The following is a 17,477-nucleotide window of genomic DNA, read 5'->3' as shown; positions in this document are numbered from 1 at the left end:
TACCTTAAACTTTTATCAAAGAAAAATCTCTTATATTAATTTTTTGTAGTTTTGTATATCAGATGAAAAAAATAGTTTACAATATATCAGCATGCCTTTTAGCATTTGTAGTGTTATTTTCTACACTATCATTTACTGTAGACATGCATTATTGTGGAAAGACTTTGGTAGATGTTTCACTTTTCAAAGAAGCAAAAACTTGCGGAATGGAAATGCAAAAATCAAAAACAGCTACCACCTGTGCTATGACAAAAAAGAATTGTTGTTCTGATAAACATCTAAATTTTGAAGGACAGGATGAACTTAAAATTTCATATGATAAGTTCACTTTGGAGCAATATATTTTTGTAGCATCTTTTTACAATGCATACATTGACCTTTTTGAAGGTTTAGAAGAACATATAGTTCCATTTAAGGAATATTCTCCTCCGCTGGTCGTCAGGAACATTCAGCAACTTGACGAAGTATATTTAATTTGATTTTCAAACAATAGACTACAGTATCTAATGGACTTTTCCCCATTAGGTCAACCCTTTGTATTTGGTGTTTTTACGCACCCACGTCTAATTGTTTAATAATCAAATAAATGCTCAATAAAAGCATCAAGTTTTTAATAGAAAACAAACTGGTAGCAGTACTATTACTCCTCCTTTTTATAGGTTGGGGAAGTATTAATTCGCCCTTTAATACCGATTTGAGTTTCTTACCAAACAATCCGGTAGCAGTGGATGCTATACCTGATATTGGAGAAAATCAACAAATTGTATTTACAAAATGGGATGGTCGTTCACCACAAGATATTGAAGATCAAATTACCTATCCATTAACTGCTTCTTTACTTGGGATTCCTGGAGTAAAAACTATTCGTAGCTCTTCTATGTTTGGTTTTTCTAATATTTATATCATATTCGAGGAAGATGTAGAGTTTTATTGGAGTCGAAGTCGAATCCTCGAAAAACTGAATTCCCTCCCAAGTAGCTTATTACCCGAAGGTGTTCGTCCTTCATTGGGACCAGATGCCACAGGATTAGGTCAAATATTCTGGTATACACTCGAAGGTCGTGATGAAAATGGGAATGTAACTGGTGGTTGGGATTTACAAGAACTACGAAGTATCCAGGACTATTATGTCAAATATGCGTTGTCCTCTGCAAATGGTGTTTCAGAAGTTTCTTCTATTGGCGGGCATGTACAGGAATATCAAGTGGATGTTAATCCAGAACTGATGCGTCAATATAACATTGGATTGAATCAGGTTGTAAAAGCAGTTAAAGAAAGTAATGAGGATATTGGAGCGCAAACTTTAGAAATTAATCAAGCAGAATATTTAGTTCGCGGTTTAGGATATATAAAATCAACCTCAGATATAGAAAATGCTGTTGTTACCTCATCTTTATATACATCTATCAAAATTAAAGATATTGGTAAAGTTTCTTTGGGACCGACCACTAGAAGAGGAATATTAGATAAAGAAGGAGCAGAAGTTGTTGGTGCCGTTGTAGTTGCTCGTTATGGTGCAAATCCTTTAGAAGTCATTACTAATATAAAACAGAAAATTAATGAATTAAGTGCTGGATTACCATCAAAAGTATTAAAATACGGTAGAACTTCTCAAGTTACTATAGTTCCATTTTATGATAGAACAGAACTTATTCAAGAGACATTAGGTACTCTCAATGAAGCATTAACTTTAGAGATATTAATTACTATTTTGGTGATTATCATTATGGTTTTTAATCTCAGAGCTTCTGTCTTGATATCTGGATTATTACCGGTAGCTGTTTTGATAGTATTTATTGCTATGAAGTTTTTTAACGTTGATGCAAATATTGTAGCCTTATCAGGGATTGCAATTGCTATCGGCACCATGGTAGATATAGGAGTGATCCTTTCAGAAAACATCATAAGACATGTAGACGAAAACAAACAAAACCTTCCTATAAATACTATTGTTTATAACGCAACTACCGAGGTGTCAGGAGCAATTTTAACAGCAGTATTGACCACAATTATAAGTTTTATTCCTGTGTTTACTATGACTGGAGCAGAAGGCAAACTGTTTAGACCATTGGCATTTACAAAAACTTTTGCCTTAACCGCATCTGTAATCGTAGCGTTATTCTTAATACCTCCTTTTGCCGCTTTCTTATTCAAAAAAAGATCTTTAAAAAACACAGTACAGTACACCCTGAATAGTATTTTAATACTATTAGGAATGTTTGCTATCATTTCTGGTTATTGGCTTGGACTCATACTAGTCGCATTTGGAGTTATCACATTTTTAAAATTAAGTAATAAACTCTCAGAAAAACATGCAAATCTTATCACCATATGTATATCTGCGGTAACCATTATATTTCTGTTAGCAGAATATTGGAGACCCCTAGGGGTAGACAAAAATATATTCTGGAATCTCATTTTTGTAGGTATAATATGTTTTGGTCTATTAACCGTATTTACACTATTCAGGAAGTATTATACTAAAATTCTTCAATGGGCATTAGGCAACAAAATTCTATTTCTTTCAATACCCTCTACCATTGTTATATGTGGGTTTCTCATTATGAAAAATACAGGGAAAGAATTTATGCCTTCTCTAAATGAAGGTTCATTCTTATTAATGCCTACATCAATGCCGCATTCAGGAATAGAAGAAAATAAACGTGTGCTTCAGCAATTGGATATGGCAGTAGCTAGCATTCCTGAGATCAAGACTGTTGTCGGTAAAGCTGGACGCACAACTTCTGCCCTGGATCCTGCTCCACTTTCTATGTATGAAAACATGATTCAGTATAAACCAGAATATATGCTGAATTCCAAAGGAAAAAGACAACGCTATAAAGTAAATGATGACAGATTATTTGAATTAAAAAATGGTGGATTTGTAAAAAATCCAAACCTAAATACAGAAGAAGATAATACATCAACAGCATTTCCTGTAACTGCAGACAAATTGATTCCAGATCATGATGGTGAATATTTTCGCAATTGGAGACCTCATATTCAATCTCCAGATGATATTTGGAATGAAATTGTTAAGGTGACTCAATTACCCGGAGTAACTTCTGCTCCAAAATTACAACCCATAGAAACTCGTTTGATCATGCTACAAACAGGAATGCGGGCTCCCATGGGAATAAAAGTAAAAGGGCAAGATTTAAAAGAAATTGAAGCTTTTGGTCTACAATTAGAACATATCTTAAAACAAGTCGAAGGTGTAAAAAAAGAAGCTGTTTTTGCTGATCGTATTGTTGGCAAACCCTATCTACTAATCGATATAGATAGAGAAAAAATCGCACGTTATGGTATTTCTATTAATGAAGTTCAAAACACATTAAAAGTTGCCGTTGGCGGAATGGTTTTAACCAAAACGATTGAAGGTCGAGAACGCTATGGAATTAGAGTGCGCTATCCCAGGGAATTAAGAGCGACTCCTACAGATCTGGAAAATATTTATATTCCAGTTCAAAAAGGCAACCCAATTCCATTAAGTGAACTGGCCACCATACGCTATGAACAAGGTCCACAGGTTATAAAAAGTGAAGACACTTTTTTAGTAGGATATGTATTGTTTGATAAATTAGATGGTTTTGCCGAGGTTAATGTAGTGGAAAATGCACAAAAATTACTACAACAAAAGATTGATTCTGGGGAATTAACAGTTCCAAAAGGAATTAATTATCAATTTACCGGATCCTATGAAAATCAATTAAGGGCAGAAAAAACCTTATCCATCGTTGTGCCTTTGGCATTGCTTATTATCTTTTTAATTCTCTACTTCCAATTTAGATCTACAACAACTTCATTAATCGTATTTACAGGAATTGCCGTAGCATTTGCAGGTGGTTTTGTAATGATATGGCTCTATGGTAAGGGTTGGTTCATGAATTTTAGTGTGTTTGGTGAAAATGTAAGAAACATATTTCAAATGCACCCTATTAATTTAAGCGTTGCGGTATGGGTAGGTTTTATTGCTCTATTTGGCATTGCCACAGATGACGGAGTGGTCATGGCGAGCTATTTAACCCAAACTTTTGATAGAAACACACCCAAAACAAAACAGGAGATTAGAGCTTCAATTATTGAAGCAGGAGAAAAACGTATCAGACCTTGTTTAATGACTACAGCCACAACAATTTTGGCCTTGTTACCAATTCTTACTTCGACAGGACGAGGTAGCGATATTATGATACCAATGGCGATACCAAGTTTTGGGGGTATGTTAATAGCTCTAATTACACTTTTTGTAGTACCTGTGCTATTCAGCTGGAGGGAAGAGATGAAAGTGAAGAGTGAAAAGTGAAGAATGAAACATGGAAAACTAAAAGTTAAAAGTGAAATACATAAGAAGTATTAAAAAACGTATTGTCACACTGAGCTTGTCGAAGTGATTCAGAAAACGGAAAGTTAGAAATGAAAAATGTTAAGTTGAAAATGAAAAAACAGAAATTATGAGTAAAAGTATATTAAAAGATAAAAGTTATGCCTTTGTAATCTTAATTGTGAAGTTATCTCAGTTCTTAGTTTCTGAAAAAAAAGAATATGTTTTAAGCAAACAATTATTACGAAGCAGAACAGCTATTGGTGCTCTAATCCATGAAGCTGAGTTTGCACAAAGTAAAAACGATTTCATTCATAAAATGAGTATTTCCCTTAAAGAAGCAAACGAATCTATGTATTGGATAGACCTGCTAAAAGATACGGGTTACATTAACAAAAAACAACATGAGGCATCTCTTCAAAAGAACAAAGAATTAGTGGCAATGTTAGTGAGTAGTATCAAAACTTCAAAATCAAGTATTTCAAAATGAAAATAGTAAAATACATATCAGGTTTTTGTAATCTCATATTCTGTTCTCTATCTAAAAGAGTGGTTGTTTTCGGTTGTTCACTTTTCACTTTTCACTTCACTAGTGGTCAACAACTCGAAACTTATATTGAAGAGGCACTAGCAAATAGTCCAGAAATTCAAAAATTCGAACTGCAATATCAAATTACAACGGAGAAAACAAATGAAGTTCGTACCATCCCCAATACAGAAATTGGTGTTGGATATTTTGTGAGTGAGCCTGAAACCAGAACAGGAGCTCAAAAAGCAAAAGTATCTATAAAACAAATGATCCCCTGGTTTGGTTCTATAACAGCGCGAGAAAGTTATGCGAGTGCTATTGCAAATGCCAAATACGAGGATATTGTCATTGCAAAAAGAAAATTAATCGTTGCTGTCTCACAATCCTATTACAATTTATACACGATTAATGCACAACAAAAAATCCTGCTACAACATATTGAATTACTTAAAACATATGAAACACTGGCTCTAACAGCTGTAGAAATAGGTAAAGCTTCAGCAGTCGATGTGTTGCGTTTGCAAATTAGACAAAACGAATTATCACAGGTATTGGCCGTATCAGAACAAGACTTTCTTGCTGAGCAAACCGTATTCAACACCCTTTTAGATAGAGATAAGTCTATAGAAATCCAGATCGTAAACGAATTAACTATTCCTTCAGAAAATGTATCCTTTACTTCTACTACTTTAGCATTACATCCTGAACTTATCAAATATGATAAATTATACCAATCTGTAGAGCAATCAGAACTATTGAATCAAAAGAAAAGTAATCCTATGATTGGATTTGGTATCGATTATATAGCCGTTTCAGAACGACCAAATATGAATTTTAGCGATAATGGAAAAGATATTATAATGCCTATGGTGTCATTATCTATTCCTCTTTTCAATCAAAAACACAAATCAAAAACAAAGCAAAATCAATTAAAGCAGCAAGAAATTAAGGTTCAAAAACAAGAACGACTTAATACATTAAAAACTGCACTGGATAAAGCAATTACAGATAGAAAAACAGCAAGAATACGTTTTGATACTCAAGCAAAAAATTTAAAGCAAGCAAAAGATGCAGAAGAAATATTGGTAAAGAGTTATGAAACCGGAACCATTGATTTTAATGATGTTCTGGACATTCAGGAATTACAACTAAAATTTCAAATGAATCAAATAGCATCGGTGAAAGCATATTTTAATGCTACAACCATCATCAATTATTTAAGCAATTAAAAACATGGAACACACATATACAATACAAGGAATGACCTGCGGCGGATGTAAAGCTTCTGTTGACAAATATTTGAGAAAAGTCGATGGAGTGACTCAAGTTTTAGTACATCTGGAAAAAGCTGAAGCCAAAGTGACAATGAATACTCATATCCCAACTTCAATCTTACAAGAAGGGTTACCCGAAAAATATACAATTGCAGAAAAAGAATCTAAAAACATTTTCGAACCTAAACAAGATTCTAATACCCTTGTAAAAGAAAAAAATAAATTACAACAACTACAACCACTATTACTAATTCTCTTGTACATTACCGTAGCTAGTAATTTGTTACATTATAAAAACTGGAGTGTTAGTGAGGTAATGCTAGATTTCATGGGGTTGTTTTACATTGTTTTTAGCTTTTTTAAAATGCTGGATTTAAAAGGGTTTCCCGCATCTTTTAGCATGTATGACCCATTAGCAAAACGTTTACCTATCTATGGTAGGATATACCCATTTATCGAAACCGCTTTGGGAATCTTGTTTTTAATGCGACTCGAAATACAAATTGCTTTAATTAGTACACTTGTTATTTTGAGTATTACCACAATCGGTGTTACAAAAACACTTCTTGATAAAAAAACAATTCGCTGTGCCTGTCTGGGTACTGCTTTAAAACTTCCTATGACCGAAGCTACATTTATAGAAAATGCTATTATGATCATTATGGCAATATTTATGTTATTAAACATTTTTTAAGATGAAAAATTATCTCGTATATATTATAATATTAGCTATCGGATTATTCTTTGGATGGTTATTTTTTGGAAGCTCTTCTAACGAAAGTACTGTTCATAGTCATGATAAACATGAGAAAACCGATCAAATGTGGACTTGTGCTATGCATCCACAAATTATGTTACCTGAATCAGGAGATTGTCCTGTTTGCGGAATGGATTTAATTCCTGTTGATACTGAAAACTCCGGGTTATTAGCAAATCAATTTAAACTGACAGAAAATGCAATGGCATTAGCCAATATTCAAACATCTATTGTTGGTCATAATGAGGTCGAAAGTAACACCATAAAACTGTCTGGTAAGATTGTAGAAAATGAAGAAGCAAATACAGTGCAAGTCAGTTATTTTTCTGGAAGGATAGAACGTCTGAATATAAATTTCACTGGAGATCAAGTACGTAAAGGTCAATTATTGGCAACTATATATTCTCCAGAATTATTTGCAGCACAACAGGAATTGATAACTGCTGCTTCTTTAAAAACATCTCAACCGGCATTATATAAAGCAGTACGCAATAAGTTAAAACTATGGAAACTTTCTGAGCGTCAAATTAATACCATAGAAACATCAGGCCAGGTAAAGGAGAATATTCCTGTATACGCTACGGTTTCTGGAACAGTTTCAGAAAAACTAGTAGAACAAGGTGGCTATGTTAAACAAGGGCAACCTCTTTTGAAAGTGGCAAACTTAAATACCGTTTGGGCAAATTTTGATGCCTATGAAAAACAAATTACCGGACTTAAAGAAGGCCAGCCTATATCGATTACTACAAATGCAAATCCAAATGCGACTATTAATGCAAAAATATCATTTATAGATCCTGTCTTGAATACTAAAACAAGAACAGTAATAGTAAGAGCTGTTTTAGATAATACAGCACTTCAATTTAAACCTGGAATGTTTATTGAAGGTAGCATTAGCGGTGATATTAATATGAACAAAAAGCAACTATTAAGTATTCCTTCGACTGCTATTTTATGGACGGGAAAACGATCTGTAGTGTATCTCAAAACAGACCTCAACGCTCCTGTTTTTGAAATGAGAGAAGTTACTTTAGGAAATAAAATAGGTGACCATTATGTAATAGTTGATGGTTTAAATACAGGAGATGAAATTGTTACTCATGGTACATTTACGGTTGATGCTGCTGCACAATTACAAGGCAAAAAATCTATGATGAGTACAAAAAACTCAAAAACAAAAGAGCATCATGCCGTAGATGTATCAAATGCAATGACAAAGAATGAAACATCGTTAAAATTTCAAGAGCAATTAAAAAAAATACTCGATGAGTATATACTTTTAAAAGATGCTTTGGTAAAAGACGACGCCGATATAGCTAAAAAAGCGTCGATTGCTATGATCAAAAATATAGAAGCCATCAATGTAAAATTACTTATCGACATATCGAATCAGAATCAATGGATACAAATAGAAGATCAAATTAAGCGAGCTACACATGCTATAATCAACGCACCTGATATAAAAGAACAAAGAAATCATTTTATAGGTTTGTCGATAGGGTTAACCAATGCAATTCAAACCTTTGGTATTTCCCAAAAAGTGTATAGTCAATTCTGTCCTATGGCAAATAATAACAAAGGAGCATCCTGGTTAAGTTTAGATAAAGAAATTCGCAATCCATATTTTGGAAATAATATGCTCACCTGTGGTAGTATACAACAAACGATCGAATAAAACATGGATTTAAGTTTCATGATGCATCACTTTTGTCCCAAAGTAATTTTTGATATCCAGATCAGTCATAGGCTGTAAAGGCCCATATACTATTTCTTTATAGATCTTATTGGTTATTGTACCAGGAGATAGAAACTTTGATCCCATTAAGGATCTGATTTTAGTAACAATTTCTTCAGCAATATGTGTAGAATAATATTTTGATAGCACAGAAGTTTCAAACATCTTTTCTAATAGTACCGTATCTCCTTTTTTAAAATTCGAAATTGACACCCCTGTATATTTACATAATTGATTTGCAGTTTTATACTTCATCATTAATTCTCCAATACTATCCAGGAAATTATCTGACTCAGAAAGTAATTTATCATGTCTGATTTTTTTCCTGCTAAATTCCTTCAAACACAAAATAACACTTAACGCTGCTCCCAAATAAGGCGCAGATATCAGCCCCTGGAACCAGGATCTTTGATAGATCAATAACTCATACTTTTCCTCTTTGGCACTGTTTAATTTAATAACGTTATTGCTATTAACATTTAAATTATCGAATCTTACTGATTTTGTAAATGATCCTAACATTTCATCTCCGAAGGGAGCATCATGAAATGTAATTCCATTAGTATTTGACGACACAAAAAACACGAGCTTATCCTCTTTTGATAACTCAGCAGTAAACACTATATAATCAGCAACTTCAGACAAAGACATAAATGGTGCTTCTCCATTAACTATATAGTTGTCTTTTTCTATTTGTGTAATTATGTTTTCATTTATAGAAGTATCTTTAAATGTTCGTATCGAGCCCGTGTTAGCTATCAACAATTTTTCTTTTCTAATTTTTTTTAATAACATTTCTCTTTTCCAATATTCCATACTTTGTATAGAAAAAGGATATGATGATAAAGATGCTAAAACATAATAGTGCATGGATAATGCTACGGCAACAGGAATTGAAATCCCACCAATACTATGCAAAGTATCAAAACATTCCTGATAAATCGCTTTTGCCTTTCTTTCATAACAAGGTATAAAGGGAACTTGTGTAGTTTTTATAAAAGTATAAAATGCTTTATAATCCTTAGTCTTTTCAAATTCTCTGAGTTTTATACATACTTTTTCTAATTCGTTTATTTTTCTATCGTGTTTATTCTTGATTGTTATCGTATTCATCTTCTAATATTTTTAAGAGAAAATTAGTTTTTGATTGAAACTCCTTTATTATATACGAGGTAACCACATCCCCATAGTAGCAGCAAAAATCCCAATACCCATTAAAATGGTCAATACTCCAAAACCAGTTGCCATAAGAATACGTCCAAGTGCACCTGAATTATTTTGCACATACAAATAGAGTTCTAAAATAATAAGCGGAATCACATATTGCCCAAACCCAAGAAAAATAAGAAATGGTCCTCTAAAGGTTTCTGGATCAAATCCAACAGGACCACCATGGATAAATAACCACAGCATTAGGCCTATACGAAAAAACCAAACACCATTTACTACTAAAAACAGACGAAGTACCCACCGACGATGCGCATCAAACTTACGGGCAACAGCGGTACGCCAAGCAAGTGCTGCAAAAAGCATAATAAGGATTCCATTAATACTAACACTAATGTCGCCTATCAAACCGCTAACAGTTCCTTTGCTTAAAACCATATACACTCCACTAAAACTAATCACGAAAGCAGTTATGATGTATAATCGACCATTCCAACGGTGAAAGGATCTTGCACGAGTTCTAAGTTGCGGAATAAACTGAAGTGGACCTCCTACCATCATAATCACAGCTAATAAAAGATGAATAGCTACGGCAAGATTCCCCATGGTTTCACCTGGCGTGTATCCGTGTGGTAATACCTGATTCCATTTCATAAGGTCGCCTTGTAGAGCTGCTCCTCCATAAAAGGCAGTTACATAATAGGCAAATAACCATTGACCTGCTACTGCAACAGTAAACCAAAAAGTAACGGTTGCATTAAGTACTTTATCTGCACCTCTTTTTTTACGTTGCGGTGTAGCGACAACACTATGTTGTAAACTCATAATATTCGTTTTTTAACTGATGATGATTGATGAAACGGTTCTTGGTCATTTTACCAAAAACCTAAATTAAATACGTATATATCTAAATAACTTTTATTATCTAAACTTAAAAAAGCCCTTGATGTAATGTATCCATACGTATCCCCATGGAATCACAATAAGATCTACTGGAATTGCAATAAGAAATGGTCTAAGAAAATCTGCTGAAACCGAATCCAATTGATCCGTCGACCATAAAGGATATGCAATACCTATTAACCATACCGATTTATAAAATAATTGAAGTAATAAAAGTGGTAGCATTTTTATCGGATATCGAATTCCAATACCCATCAAAATGGCATACGCTGCCCAAAAACTAAAGGTAATACCATCATAAGGCCCCCATTTTTCACTGGGTATGATAATTTCTAACCATGAATTGTATCCTAAACTCAAGAACGTAAGAAGGTAGAGTCCTCTCATTAAATACAATCGTATTTTTGACAGTTTTTTTTCACTTTTAAGGTTGCGTTGTTGTGTGTCCACAACCTGATTTTTTGTGGTCATAATATTCGTTTTTTGATTGATGATGATTTTAACTGCCTTGTAAAAAGCAATTGTATTGATGATGTTAAATATATTCTACGCTTTATGTTGCAGACTTAGTAATAATTGCGGATGGATTAAATCCTTTAACCATAAGCCATATAGAAAAAAATAATAGATACACTCCATTTTGAGCGTAAAAAATAAAGTTTACCGCATAGTCAAAAACCTGTAGCATCGATACTGAAAAGACCAGTATAACAGCAATAAGCCCCCATATTGATAAAAACCGTGGAATCAACTTTGTTTTAAATAACGCATAATATAAAATTGAAGCTCCTAAACTAAAAGTGATTAATATTAAAAAATGTGCCCAATAATATTCTTCTACTTTTAGAAGACTTAACACCCTTAAATAGTTTTCATCCAGAGCTACACCTTTAGCTAACTCCTGACATAATGATATAAAAGATAGGTGAGTGATATTACTCATTACAGTTATTGTAAATCCTACGACCAATACACTAACATACCCAATAGCTATTTTTTTGTTGTATTGTTTTAGAATAGAAAATAGTATGATACCAATATAAACTCCAATACCACTTGCAATTAAATCTAAAAGAATGGCTATTTTCATTTGTATTAAATCTTCTAAAACTTGGTTAAAAAAATTTTGAGATGCTATAAGAGACAAAGACAACCCTCTAAGTGAATTACCCGTGGCACCGGTTATAATCATAAGCAAGAATAAACCTCCTGCTATTTTTCCGATTTTTTTATGTGATTCCATAATGTTCGTTTTTTGATTGATGATTGATTGATGATGATTTTATATTTTAAAATTTAATTTTCATTATTTTTCATGATATGTGGTAAAGTTTATTTCCTCTGTATCTCCTGTTAACGTTACATTACAACCTGGTGCAGTTTTACATTGCACAGACTCATAATACAATTCTAAATTCCCAGTATTATCGCCGTTAAATTCTAGTTTTAAATCTTTTCCTGAAACTTTTCCTATGGTTTCAAAATGTACTCCTGTACCCATGTTAATCTCCTCTAACTTATTTGCATAGACAAACACTTTAATTGTATCTTTTTGTTTTACCCTCTCAATTTTTTCTATTACTAGTTTTCCATCTTGTACTTCGGTTTTAACGTAAGGCATCAAATTTTCCAGAGTTTCAACTTTCAACTGTATTACACTGTCTTGGTGAAAAAAAACTTGAATTCCATGTTTTACTGATATTTTACTAAAGTCTAAAATTGATCTTTTTTCAGTTATAACATTTCTATTAATCACTATCTCTTTTTCTTCTCTCTCTTCTTTTACCACATATCGATGTACCGATAATTGAAATGCCAGAAAAAAGAAAAAAATGACAATTAATACACTTAATAAGATCAGGTTACTTCTCTTCATTATCCTTATTATTTAGATATTGGTTGAAAGCATCTTTTACTTCTTCAAATTTTATCTCCAGGAGTCCCATTTTTTTAAATATATCCGGAAGAATTTCTTCTTTAAACTCTGTTTTCTTAATACTAAGAACTGTATTATATCCGTTTTCCGAAACGAAATATCCTATTCCTCTTTTATTATAAATCACCCCTAGTTCCTGTAGGTGGTTAAAAGCTCTAATGGCAGTATTAGGATTAACCTCTACCATTACTGCAATCTCTCTTACAGAAGGTATTCGCTCTTCTTCGGGCCATCTCTTTGAGAGGATATTTTCATAAAAAAAGTCCACGATTTGTAAATAAATAGGTTTACTATTATCAAAATCCATGATCAAACTTCCTTTTCAATTATCTTAAAATATGCAGCCAGAAGCATCACTGGCACCATAATAATCACAAATAAGAATATTCCAATTCCCGAAAAGTCCTCTCTTGCTAGGGAAAATGCATTAGAAACTATCTGATCCTCAGAAAATATATCATATCCAATATTGAATATTGAAAAGAGTATTCCATTAAAAATAAATAGCCCAAAAACAAGCAATACAACAAAGAGTAATGTTTTTATAATTCTATTTTTGGTAAATAGTATGGCTCCCAATAAAAAAGTAGGTTGAATAAAAAAATAGAATGTTACACCTTGCCAATAGCTTTCTGAAAATATTGGTAATAGGTGAAAATTAGTTTCAGAAAACATACTACCCAAAACTATAGCTACTTGCCCTATCAAAAAGCCGAATACTGAAAATAGCAATGTATACAAAGCGCTAGTCGTTAACCATATTGCAGTTACTCTTTCATAAGATGAGATTGGAAGCGAAAAGTAAAAAAGGTTTGATTTCTTATGATGAGCCTCTCTAAAAATGGAGAACGTAAATAATATCCCCAATACAACATAAAACTTCATAAAATTACTTGCAAATTCTTCTTCTGATATTATATGATCTCCTCTTAAATCATATAAAAAAAAGAATAATAAAAGTGCACCAACTACAGACAAGGTTGTAATTATTGTATTTCTAAGTAATACAATATCCCTATAGATAAAATTACCTATTCTTCTAATATTAAACTGCTGAGTCATGATGGGTGTTTTTAATAGCATTACTAATCCGTACAGGCTCATTTAATACCGCATTAAATAAAAGCTCAAGATCAACCTCTGTTTCATCTTTATCCTGACGTGAGAGTATGGTTTTACCTCCAAATGATGCTTCAGAGTAAATAATAGACTCATTGCTATCTCGTCTGGTTTTTCCAAACCATAAGCATTCAGAAATAGTTGAAAGCGGTTGATCAAAAGCAACTTTGGACTGATCCAGAATCACTATATGATTGATTAAACTATGCAAATCCCGAATTTGATGGGTTGAAATCACAACACATTTACCTTGATCTACTACTGAAGCCATAATTTTCCTAAACTGACTTTTTGATGGAATATCCAAACCGTTAGTTGGCTCATCCATCAGTAATAACTTAGTATTTGTAGCAACCCCAAATGCAATCAGTACTTTTTTCTTTTGTCCAAATGAAAGCGTAGATATCTTTTCGTCAGGTGAAAGTTTAAACTCTTTTAACAATTCATAGAATTGCTCTCTCGAAAACTCAGGATAAAAAGGAGAATTTATATGCTCATAACTAGAAATCTTTATTCCCGGTAACTCAAAATCTTCTGGTACGATAAACATATGCTGAAGATACTTTACTGTATTTCTGGACATAGCCTCTCCCATAACATGATATTTACCAGACTTTGGAAACAATAACCCTGCTACAATTTTCATCAAAGTACTTTTTCCTTCTCCATTTTTCCCAAATACTCCATATATATTACCAGGAACAAAATCCAATGAAATATCATCAAGGATTGTTTTTCCCTTTGGGTAATAAAATCTTATGTTTTTAAAATGTATCATGATTAGTGTATTAGTTACCTAGTACACTTCAAAATTATATAAGTAAATCAAATAAACCAAACCTTTTTTCATTTTTTTGATTCGTCGTTAAGAAAAAAGAATAGATCATTCTTCTATTTTCTTAAAAGAATGGCTATCAAAACATTAACTCCTAAAAATCAATCAACATAATAATAATGGTAGTTTGAGAAGGTTTAAGTCTTCTCTATATCTTGATCATTTTGATATCTTGATGAGAAAAAAAATAATTTCCATTCATCTATAGAAAACTCCCATTCATCTACACTAAAAATAGGTTTTGGCGAAAGAAATACTAAATCCATCAATAAAAAGAACATCTTTATTGTTGTTAAAAAACAATTTTTAACTTAACTTAATAAACTGAAACGAAATGGGCTTGAACATTTTATTGATTGACGATGACGAAATAGAACGATTAAAATTTGCACGAGTCTTGCAAAAAAACAATTACCCCCACAACATTATTGAAGCTATTAATGGTGAAGAAGCACTAGATGTTTTAGCTCAAAAAGAGAAACTCCCAGATTTAATTTTTCTGGATTTAAACATGCCAAAAATGAACGGTTTGGAGTTTTTAAAAGAACTAAAGGCAGATGCAACTTTACAATATTTACCTGTAGTCATATTAAGCACTTCTAACAATCATCAAGATCTTAAAGAGGCTTATAGAATTGGTGCTTCAGGATATATTGTCAAACCATTAAAATATGAAGATTATGTACACAAGATCAAATGTCTTATCGAATATTGGACTGTAAATGAGCTTGTAAAAGGATAAACTAAAAACATAATAATTATATGAAGGGTATTGTATTTACTGAATTTTTAGAGTTAGTAGAAGATAAATTCGGACTAGAAGTCGTTGATAAAATCATACAACAATCCAACCTTCCATCTCAAGGAGTCTACACTGCAATCGGCACCTATGATTTCTCTGAAATGTTAGGTTTACTTAAACATTTAAGTGAACATACCCAATTGAGCATAGATGACTTGCTTCTTGTCTATGCAGAACATTTTTTTAGCGTTTTAGCAGGTAGTTATCCCGGTTTGATCGAAAAATACAACGATCCTATAGAACTTTTATCCTCTATTGAAAACCATATACATGTAGAAGTTCGAAAAATATACCCTGACGCCGAACTACCAACCTTTGAAGTATTAGAAAAAACTGACACCAAATTGGTCATGATTTATAAATCAAGTAGAGCCATGTATAGTTTTGGATTGGGGCTAATGAACAAAACTTTTGAACACTTTGACACTACTGCAAAGATTACCTTCGAAAAACTCAAATCAGATGGAACGGAAGTAAAATTTAGCATTGTAAAAACAAATGAGTAATGAAGATGTAGACATACTAAAAAGAGCCCTTCAAAGAGAAAAAGCTGCTAGAAAACAAGCAGAAAATATTCTAGAAGATAAATCACTAGAACTCTACCAAATCACCCAGGAACTAAAAGAGACTAATGAGAAACTAGAGTACCTAGTAGGCAAAAAAGAGTCTGAATTACAAGGTGTTTTTGACAACTTAGTAGACGCCTATGTATTGATGGATATATCAGGCAATGTACTAGAAATGAATCATGCTGCCAATCAATTATTTGGATATGATATCAGTAAGGACACTCTAAATGTCATGACTCTTATCTACAAAGAAGATTATCAATACGCCATGAACTCTTTTCAAGAACTTATCACTAAAGGTTCTTTTTCTAATTACCAAGCCAGAGTATATACAAAAAATAATGGTATTAGAACCGTACATATTAATGCAAGTATAATTAAAGATAAAAACAAAAACCCTATAGGAGCTCAAGGAATTGTAAGAGACATTACTGAAGAACTTCTGCAGAAACAGATATTTGAAGAACAAAAAAAACAATTATCTGTTATTGTCGAGAATTCATCTCTTGGTATTGCGCTTACCCAGGGAGGTAAAATAATTCAAACCAATAAAGCTTTTCAAAATTTACTGGGATATTCTGAAAAAGAACTCGTAAAAAAGGAAGTGAAAGATATTTCTTTAAAAGATGAATATGTTGCCTCTGAAGATAATATGAAACGAGTAAATGATGGAGAGATTGACAGTTTTACAGTAAATAAAAGATATCTCAAAAAAGACGGAAATACACTTTGGGCAAAAACGAATGTAGGCGCTGTTCGTAATCATAATGGAAGTGTAAAATATCAGGTTGCACTAATAGAGGATATTACAGAGCAGTTAGAGTTTGAAAAACAAAGAGAAAAGTTGGTAACCGATCTCGAAAAAACTAACCAAGAGCTTAAAGATTATGCACATATTGTATCTCATGATCTAAAATCACCATTGAGAAGCATTTATGCTCTTGTGAATTGGATTAAGGAAGATTATAGTACTGTCTTTGATAAGAGCGGACTTGATCATCTTTCTATGATAGAAAAAACACTAGAAAAAATGGAAGTCTTAATTAATGATATCCTTAGTTATTCTAGTGTAAGTAATAAAGACAACCTCAAAAGCAAAGACATCGATCTTAATAGACTCATAAATGAAATCAAAAGCATTGTACTAATTCCAGAACACATTGTGGTTTCTAGCAAAAAACAGTTACCTATTATATATGGAGATGAGATAAGAATACAACAACTTTTTCAAAACCTAATTGGTAATGCTGTAATTTATATGGATAAAGAAAAAGGGGAAATAGAAATAGACCATAAGGATAAAAAAACACACCATCTTTTTTCTATAAAAGATAATGGTATTGGAATCAAAAAGGAATATCATGAAAAAATATTTAAAATGTTTGAATCTGTTGGAGATAATGAAAATTCTTCAGGAATAGGACTTGCTATAGTCAAAAAGATAGTGGATCTATATGAAGGAAAGATATGGCTGGAAAGTACTCCTGATATAGGTACTACATTTTACTTTACACTAAAAAAATAAGTCTT

At 32.4% G+C, this 17,477-nt stretch carries 18 protein-coding genes; 9 read left to right on the top strand and 9 right to left on the bottom strand.

What is annotated here, in order from left to right; all coding sequences use genetic code 11:
* Window positions 1–62 precede the first annotated feature (62 nt).
* The 6 genes from FOF46_RS04910 (at window position 63) to FOF46_RS04885 (ending at window position 8,556) form a co-directional block, all read left to right on the top strand.
* Window positions 63–479 (top strand): HYC_CC_PP family protein, encoded by a 417-nt coding sequence (locus tag FOF46_RS04910; protein ID WP_143915670.1) that lies wholly within the window; start codon window positions 63–65, stop codon window positions 477–479.
* 107 nt (window positions 480–586) lie between these two features.
* Window positions 587–4,303: an efflux RND transporter permease subunit gene (locus FOF46_RS04905; RefSeq protein ID WP_143915669.1), complete on the top strand. Its 3,717-nt coding sequence runs from the start codon at window positions 587–589 to the stop codon at window positions 4,301–4,303.
* A 148-nt stretch (window positions 4,304–4,451) separates the two neighbouring features.
* Window positions 4,452–4,811: a four helix bundle protein gene (locus tag FOF46_RS04900; protein WP_143915668.1), complete on the top strand. Its 360-nt coding sequence runs from the start codon at window positions 4,452–4,454 to the stop codon at window positions 4,809–4,811.
* Window positions 4,808–6,079 (top strand): TolC family protein, encoded by a 1,272-nt coding sequence (locus FOF46_RS04895; protein ID WP_143915667.1) that lies wholly within the window; start codon window positions 4,808–4,810, stop codon window positions 6,077–6,079. Before FOF46_RS04900 ends, FOF46_RS04895 begins: the two co-directional genes overlap by 4 nt.
* Window positions 6,080–6,083: 4 nt before the next feature.
* Window positions 6,084–6,818 (top strand): heavy-metal-associated domain-containing protein, encoded by a 735-nt coding sequence (locus FOF46_RS04890; protein ID WP_143915666.1) that lies wholly within the window; start codon window positions 6,084–6,086, stop codon window positions 6,816–6,818.
* Window position 6,819: 1 nt separating this feature from the next.
* On the top strand, window positions 6,820–8,556 hold the full coding sequence (locus FOF46_RS04885; protein WP_143915665.1) for an efflux RND transporter periplasmic adaptor subunit: 1,737 nt from the start codon (window positions 6,820–6,822) through the stop codon (window positions 8,554–8,556).
* A gap of 9 nt (window positions 8,557–8,565) precedes the next feature.
* Here the strand turns inward: FOF46_RS04885 and FOF46_RS04880 are convergent, their stop codons facing one another.
* The 9 genes from FOF46_RS04880 to FOF46_RS32930 form a co-directional block, all read right to left on the bottom strand.
* Window positions 8,566–9,729: an acyl-CoA dehydrogenase family protein gene (locus FOF46_RS04880; protein ID WP_143915664.1), complete on the bottom strand. Its 1,164-nt coding sequence runs from the start codon at window positions 9,727–9,729 to the stop codon at window positions 8,566–8,568.
* Between the two features lie 48 nt (window positions 9,730–9,777).
* Window positions 9,778–10,608 (bottom strand): DUF2306 domain-containing protein, encoded by an 831-nt coding sequence (locus tag FOF46_RS04875; RefSeq protein ID WP_109433942.1) that lies wholly within the window; start codon window positions 10,606–10,608, stop codon window positions 9,778–9,780.
* Between the two features lie 96 nt (window positions 10,609–10,704).
* The gene (locus tag FOF46_RS04870; RefSeq protein WP_143915663.1) at window positions 10,705–11,157 is read right to left on the bottom strand and encodes a hypothetical protein; all 453 of its coding nucleotides are present in this window, start codon (window positions 11,155–11,157) and stop codon (window positions 10,705–10,707) included.
* Window positions 11,158–11,239: 82 nt separating this feature from the next.
* Window positions 11,240–11,929 (bottom strand): DUF4386 domain-containing protein, encoded by a 690-nt coding sequence (locus FOF46_RS04865; RefSeq protein ID WP_109433944.1) that lies wholly within the window; start codon window positions 11,927–11,929, stop codon window positions 11,240–11,242.
* A gap of 63 nt (window positions 11,930–11,992) precedes the next feature.
* Complete coding sequence (locus tag FOF46_RS04860; protein WP_143915662.1) at window positions 11,993–12,562, bottom strand: GIN domain-containing protein; 570 nt, start codon at window positions 12,560–12,562, stop codon at window positions 11,993–11,995.
* Window positions 12,549–12,929, bottom strand: coding sequence for a GntR family transcriptional regulator (locus FOF46_RS04855; RefSeq protein ID WP_109433946.1), 381 nt, complete (start codon window positions 12,927–12,929; stop codon window positions 12,549–12,551). The genes FOF46_RS04860 and FOF46_RS04855 overlap by 14 nt, the downstream gene beginning before the upstream one ends.
* Window positions 12,930–12,931: 2 nt before the next feature.
* Window positions 12,932–13,684, bottom strand: coding sequence for a hypothetical protein (locus FOF46_RS04850; RefSeq protein ID WP_143915661.1), 753 nt, complete (start codon window positions 13,682–13,684; stop codon window positions 12,932–12,934).
* Window positions 13,668–14,519, bottom strand: coding sequence for an ABC transporter ATP-binding protein (locus tag FOF46_RS04845; RefSeq protein ID WP_143915660.1), 852 nt, complete (start codon window positions 14,517–14,519; stop codon window positions 13,668–13,670). The genes FOF46_RS04850 and FOF46_RS04845 overlap by 17 nt, the downstream gene beginning before the upstream one ends.
* Before the next feature lie 194 nt (window positions 14,520–14,713).
* Window positions 14,714–14,842, bottom strand: a complete 129-nt coding sequence (locus FOF46_RS32930) for a hypothetical protein (protein WP_255412198.1) — start codon at window positions 14,840–14,842, stop codon at window positions 14,714–14,716.
* 68 nt (window positions 14,843–14,910) lie between these two features.
* On the opposite strand from FOF46_RS32930, the gene FOF46_RS04840 reads away from it, so the two are divergent.
* Genes FOF46_RS04840 through FOF46_RS04830 form a run of 3 tightly spaced genes read left to right on the top strand, consistent with a single transcriptional unit; the run spans window position 14,911 to window position 17,472 of the window.
* On the top strand, window positions 14,911–15,318 hold the full coding sequence (locus FOF46_RS04840) for a response regulator (RefSeq protein ID WP_109433949.1): 408 nt from the start codon (window positions 14,911–14,913) through the stop codon (window positions 15,316–15,318).
* 20 nt (window positions 15,319–15,338) lie between these two features.
* Window positions 15,339–15,884: a heme NO-binding domain-containing protein gene (locus FOF46_RS04835; protein WP_109433950.1), complete on the top strand. Its 546-nt coding sequence runs from the start codon at window positions 15,339–15,341 to the stop codon at window positions 15,882–15,884.
* Entirely contained in the window at window positions 15,877–17,472 is a 1,596-nt protein-coding gene (locus FOF46_RS04830) for a PAS domain-containing sensor histidine kinase (protein WP_143915659.1), read from the top strand. The genes FOF46_RS04835 and FOF46_RS04830 overlap by 8 nt, the downstream gene beginning before the upstream one ends.
* The last annotated feature ends 5 nt before the right edge of the window (window positions 17,473–17,477 follow it).

The sequence above is a fragment of the Aquimarina algiphila genome, from assembly GCF_007489275.1.
GTDB lineage: Bacteria > Bacteroidota > Bacteroidia > Flavobacteriales > Flavobacteriaceae > Aquimarina > Aquimarina algiphila.
Note: the sequence above shows the minus strand (reverse complement) of the source record. Positions and strands in the feature narration are given on the sequence as shown.

Bases quoted from the DNA above. Each gene is read 5' to 3' on its own strand.
- FOF46_RS04900 (WP_143915668.1), top strand. From the start codon at position 4,452: ATGAGTAAAAGTATATTAAAAGATAAAAGTTATGCCTTTGTAATCTTA.
- FOF46_RS04880 (WP_143915664.1), bottom strand. From the start codon at position 9,729: ATGAATACGATAACAATCAAGAATAAACACGATAGAAAAATAAACGAA.
- FOF46_RS04855 (WP_109433946.1), bottom strand. From the start codon at position 12,929: ATGGATTTTGATAATAGTAAACCTATTTATTTACAAATCGTGGACTTT.
- FOF46_RS04840 (WP_109433949.1), top strand. From the start codon at position 14,911: ATGGGCTTGAACATTTTATTGATTGACGATGACGAAATAGAACGATTA.
- FOF46_RS04875 (WP_109433942.1), bottom strand. From the start codon at position 10,608: ATGAGTTTACAACATAGTGTTGTCGCTACACCGCAACGTAAAAAAAGA.
- FOF46_RS04895 (WP_143915667.1), top strand. From the start codon at position 4,808: ATGAAAATAGTAAAATACATATCAGGTTTTTGTAATCTCATATTCTGT.
- FOF46_RS04860 (WP_143915662.1), bottom strand. From the start codon at position 12,562: ATGAAGAGAAGTAACCTGATCTTATTAAGTGTATTAATTGTCATTTTT.
- FOF46_RS04870 (WP_143915663.1), bottom strand. From the start codon at position 11,157: ATGACCACAAAAAATCAGGTTGTGGACACACAACAACGCAACCTTAAA.
- FOF46_RS04890 (WP_143915666.1), top strand. From the start codon at position 6,084: ATGGAACACACATATACAATACAAGGAATGACCTGCGGCGGATGTAAA.
- FOF46_RS32930 (WP_255412198.1), bottom strand. From the start codon at position 14,842: ATGGATTTAGTATTTCTTTCGCCAAAACCTATTTTTAGTGTAGATGAA.
- FOF46_RS04905 (WP_143915669.1), top strand. From the start codon at position 587: ATGCTCAATAAAAGCATCAAGTTTTTAATAGAAAACAAACTGGTAGCA.
- FOF46_RS04850 (WP_143915661.1), bottom strand. From the start codon at position 13,684: ATGACTCAGCAGTTTAATATTAGAAGAATAGGTAATTTTATCTATAGG.
- FOF46_RS04830 (WP_143915659.1), top strand. From the start codon at position 15,877: ATGAGTAATGAAGATGTAGACATACTAAAAAGAGCCCTTCAAAGAGAA.
- FOF46_RS04865 (WP_109433944.1), bottom strand. From the start codon at position 11,929: ATGGAATCACATAAAAAAATCGGAAAAATAGCAGGAGGTTTATTCTTG.
- FOF46_RS04845 (WP_143915660.1), bottom strand. From the start codon at position 14,519: ATGATACATTTTAAAAACATAAGATTTTATTACCCAAAGGGAAAAACA.
- FOF46_RS04885 (WP_143915665.1), top strand. From the start codon at position 6,820: ATGAAAAATTATCTCGTATATATTATAATATTAGCTATCGGATTATTC.
- FOF46_RS04910 (WP_143915670.1), top strand. From the start codon at position 63: ATGAAAAAAATAGTTTACAATATATCAGCATGCCTTTTAGCATTTGTA.
- FOF46_RS04835 (WP_109433950.1), top strand. From the start codon at position 15,339: ATGAAGGGTATTGTATTTACTGAATTTTTAGAGTTAGTAGAAGATAAA.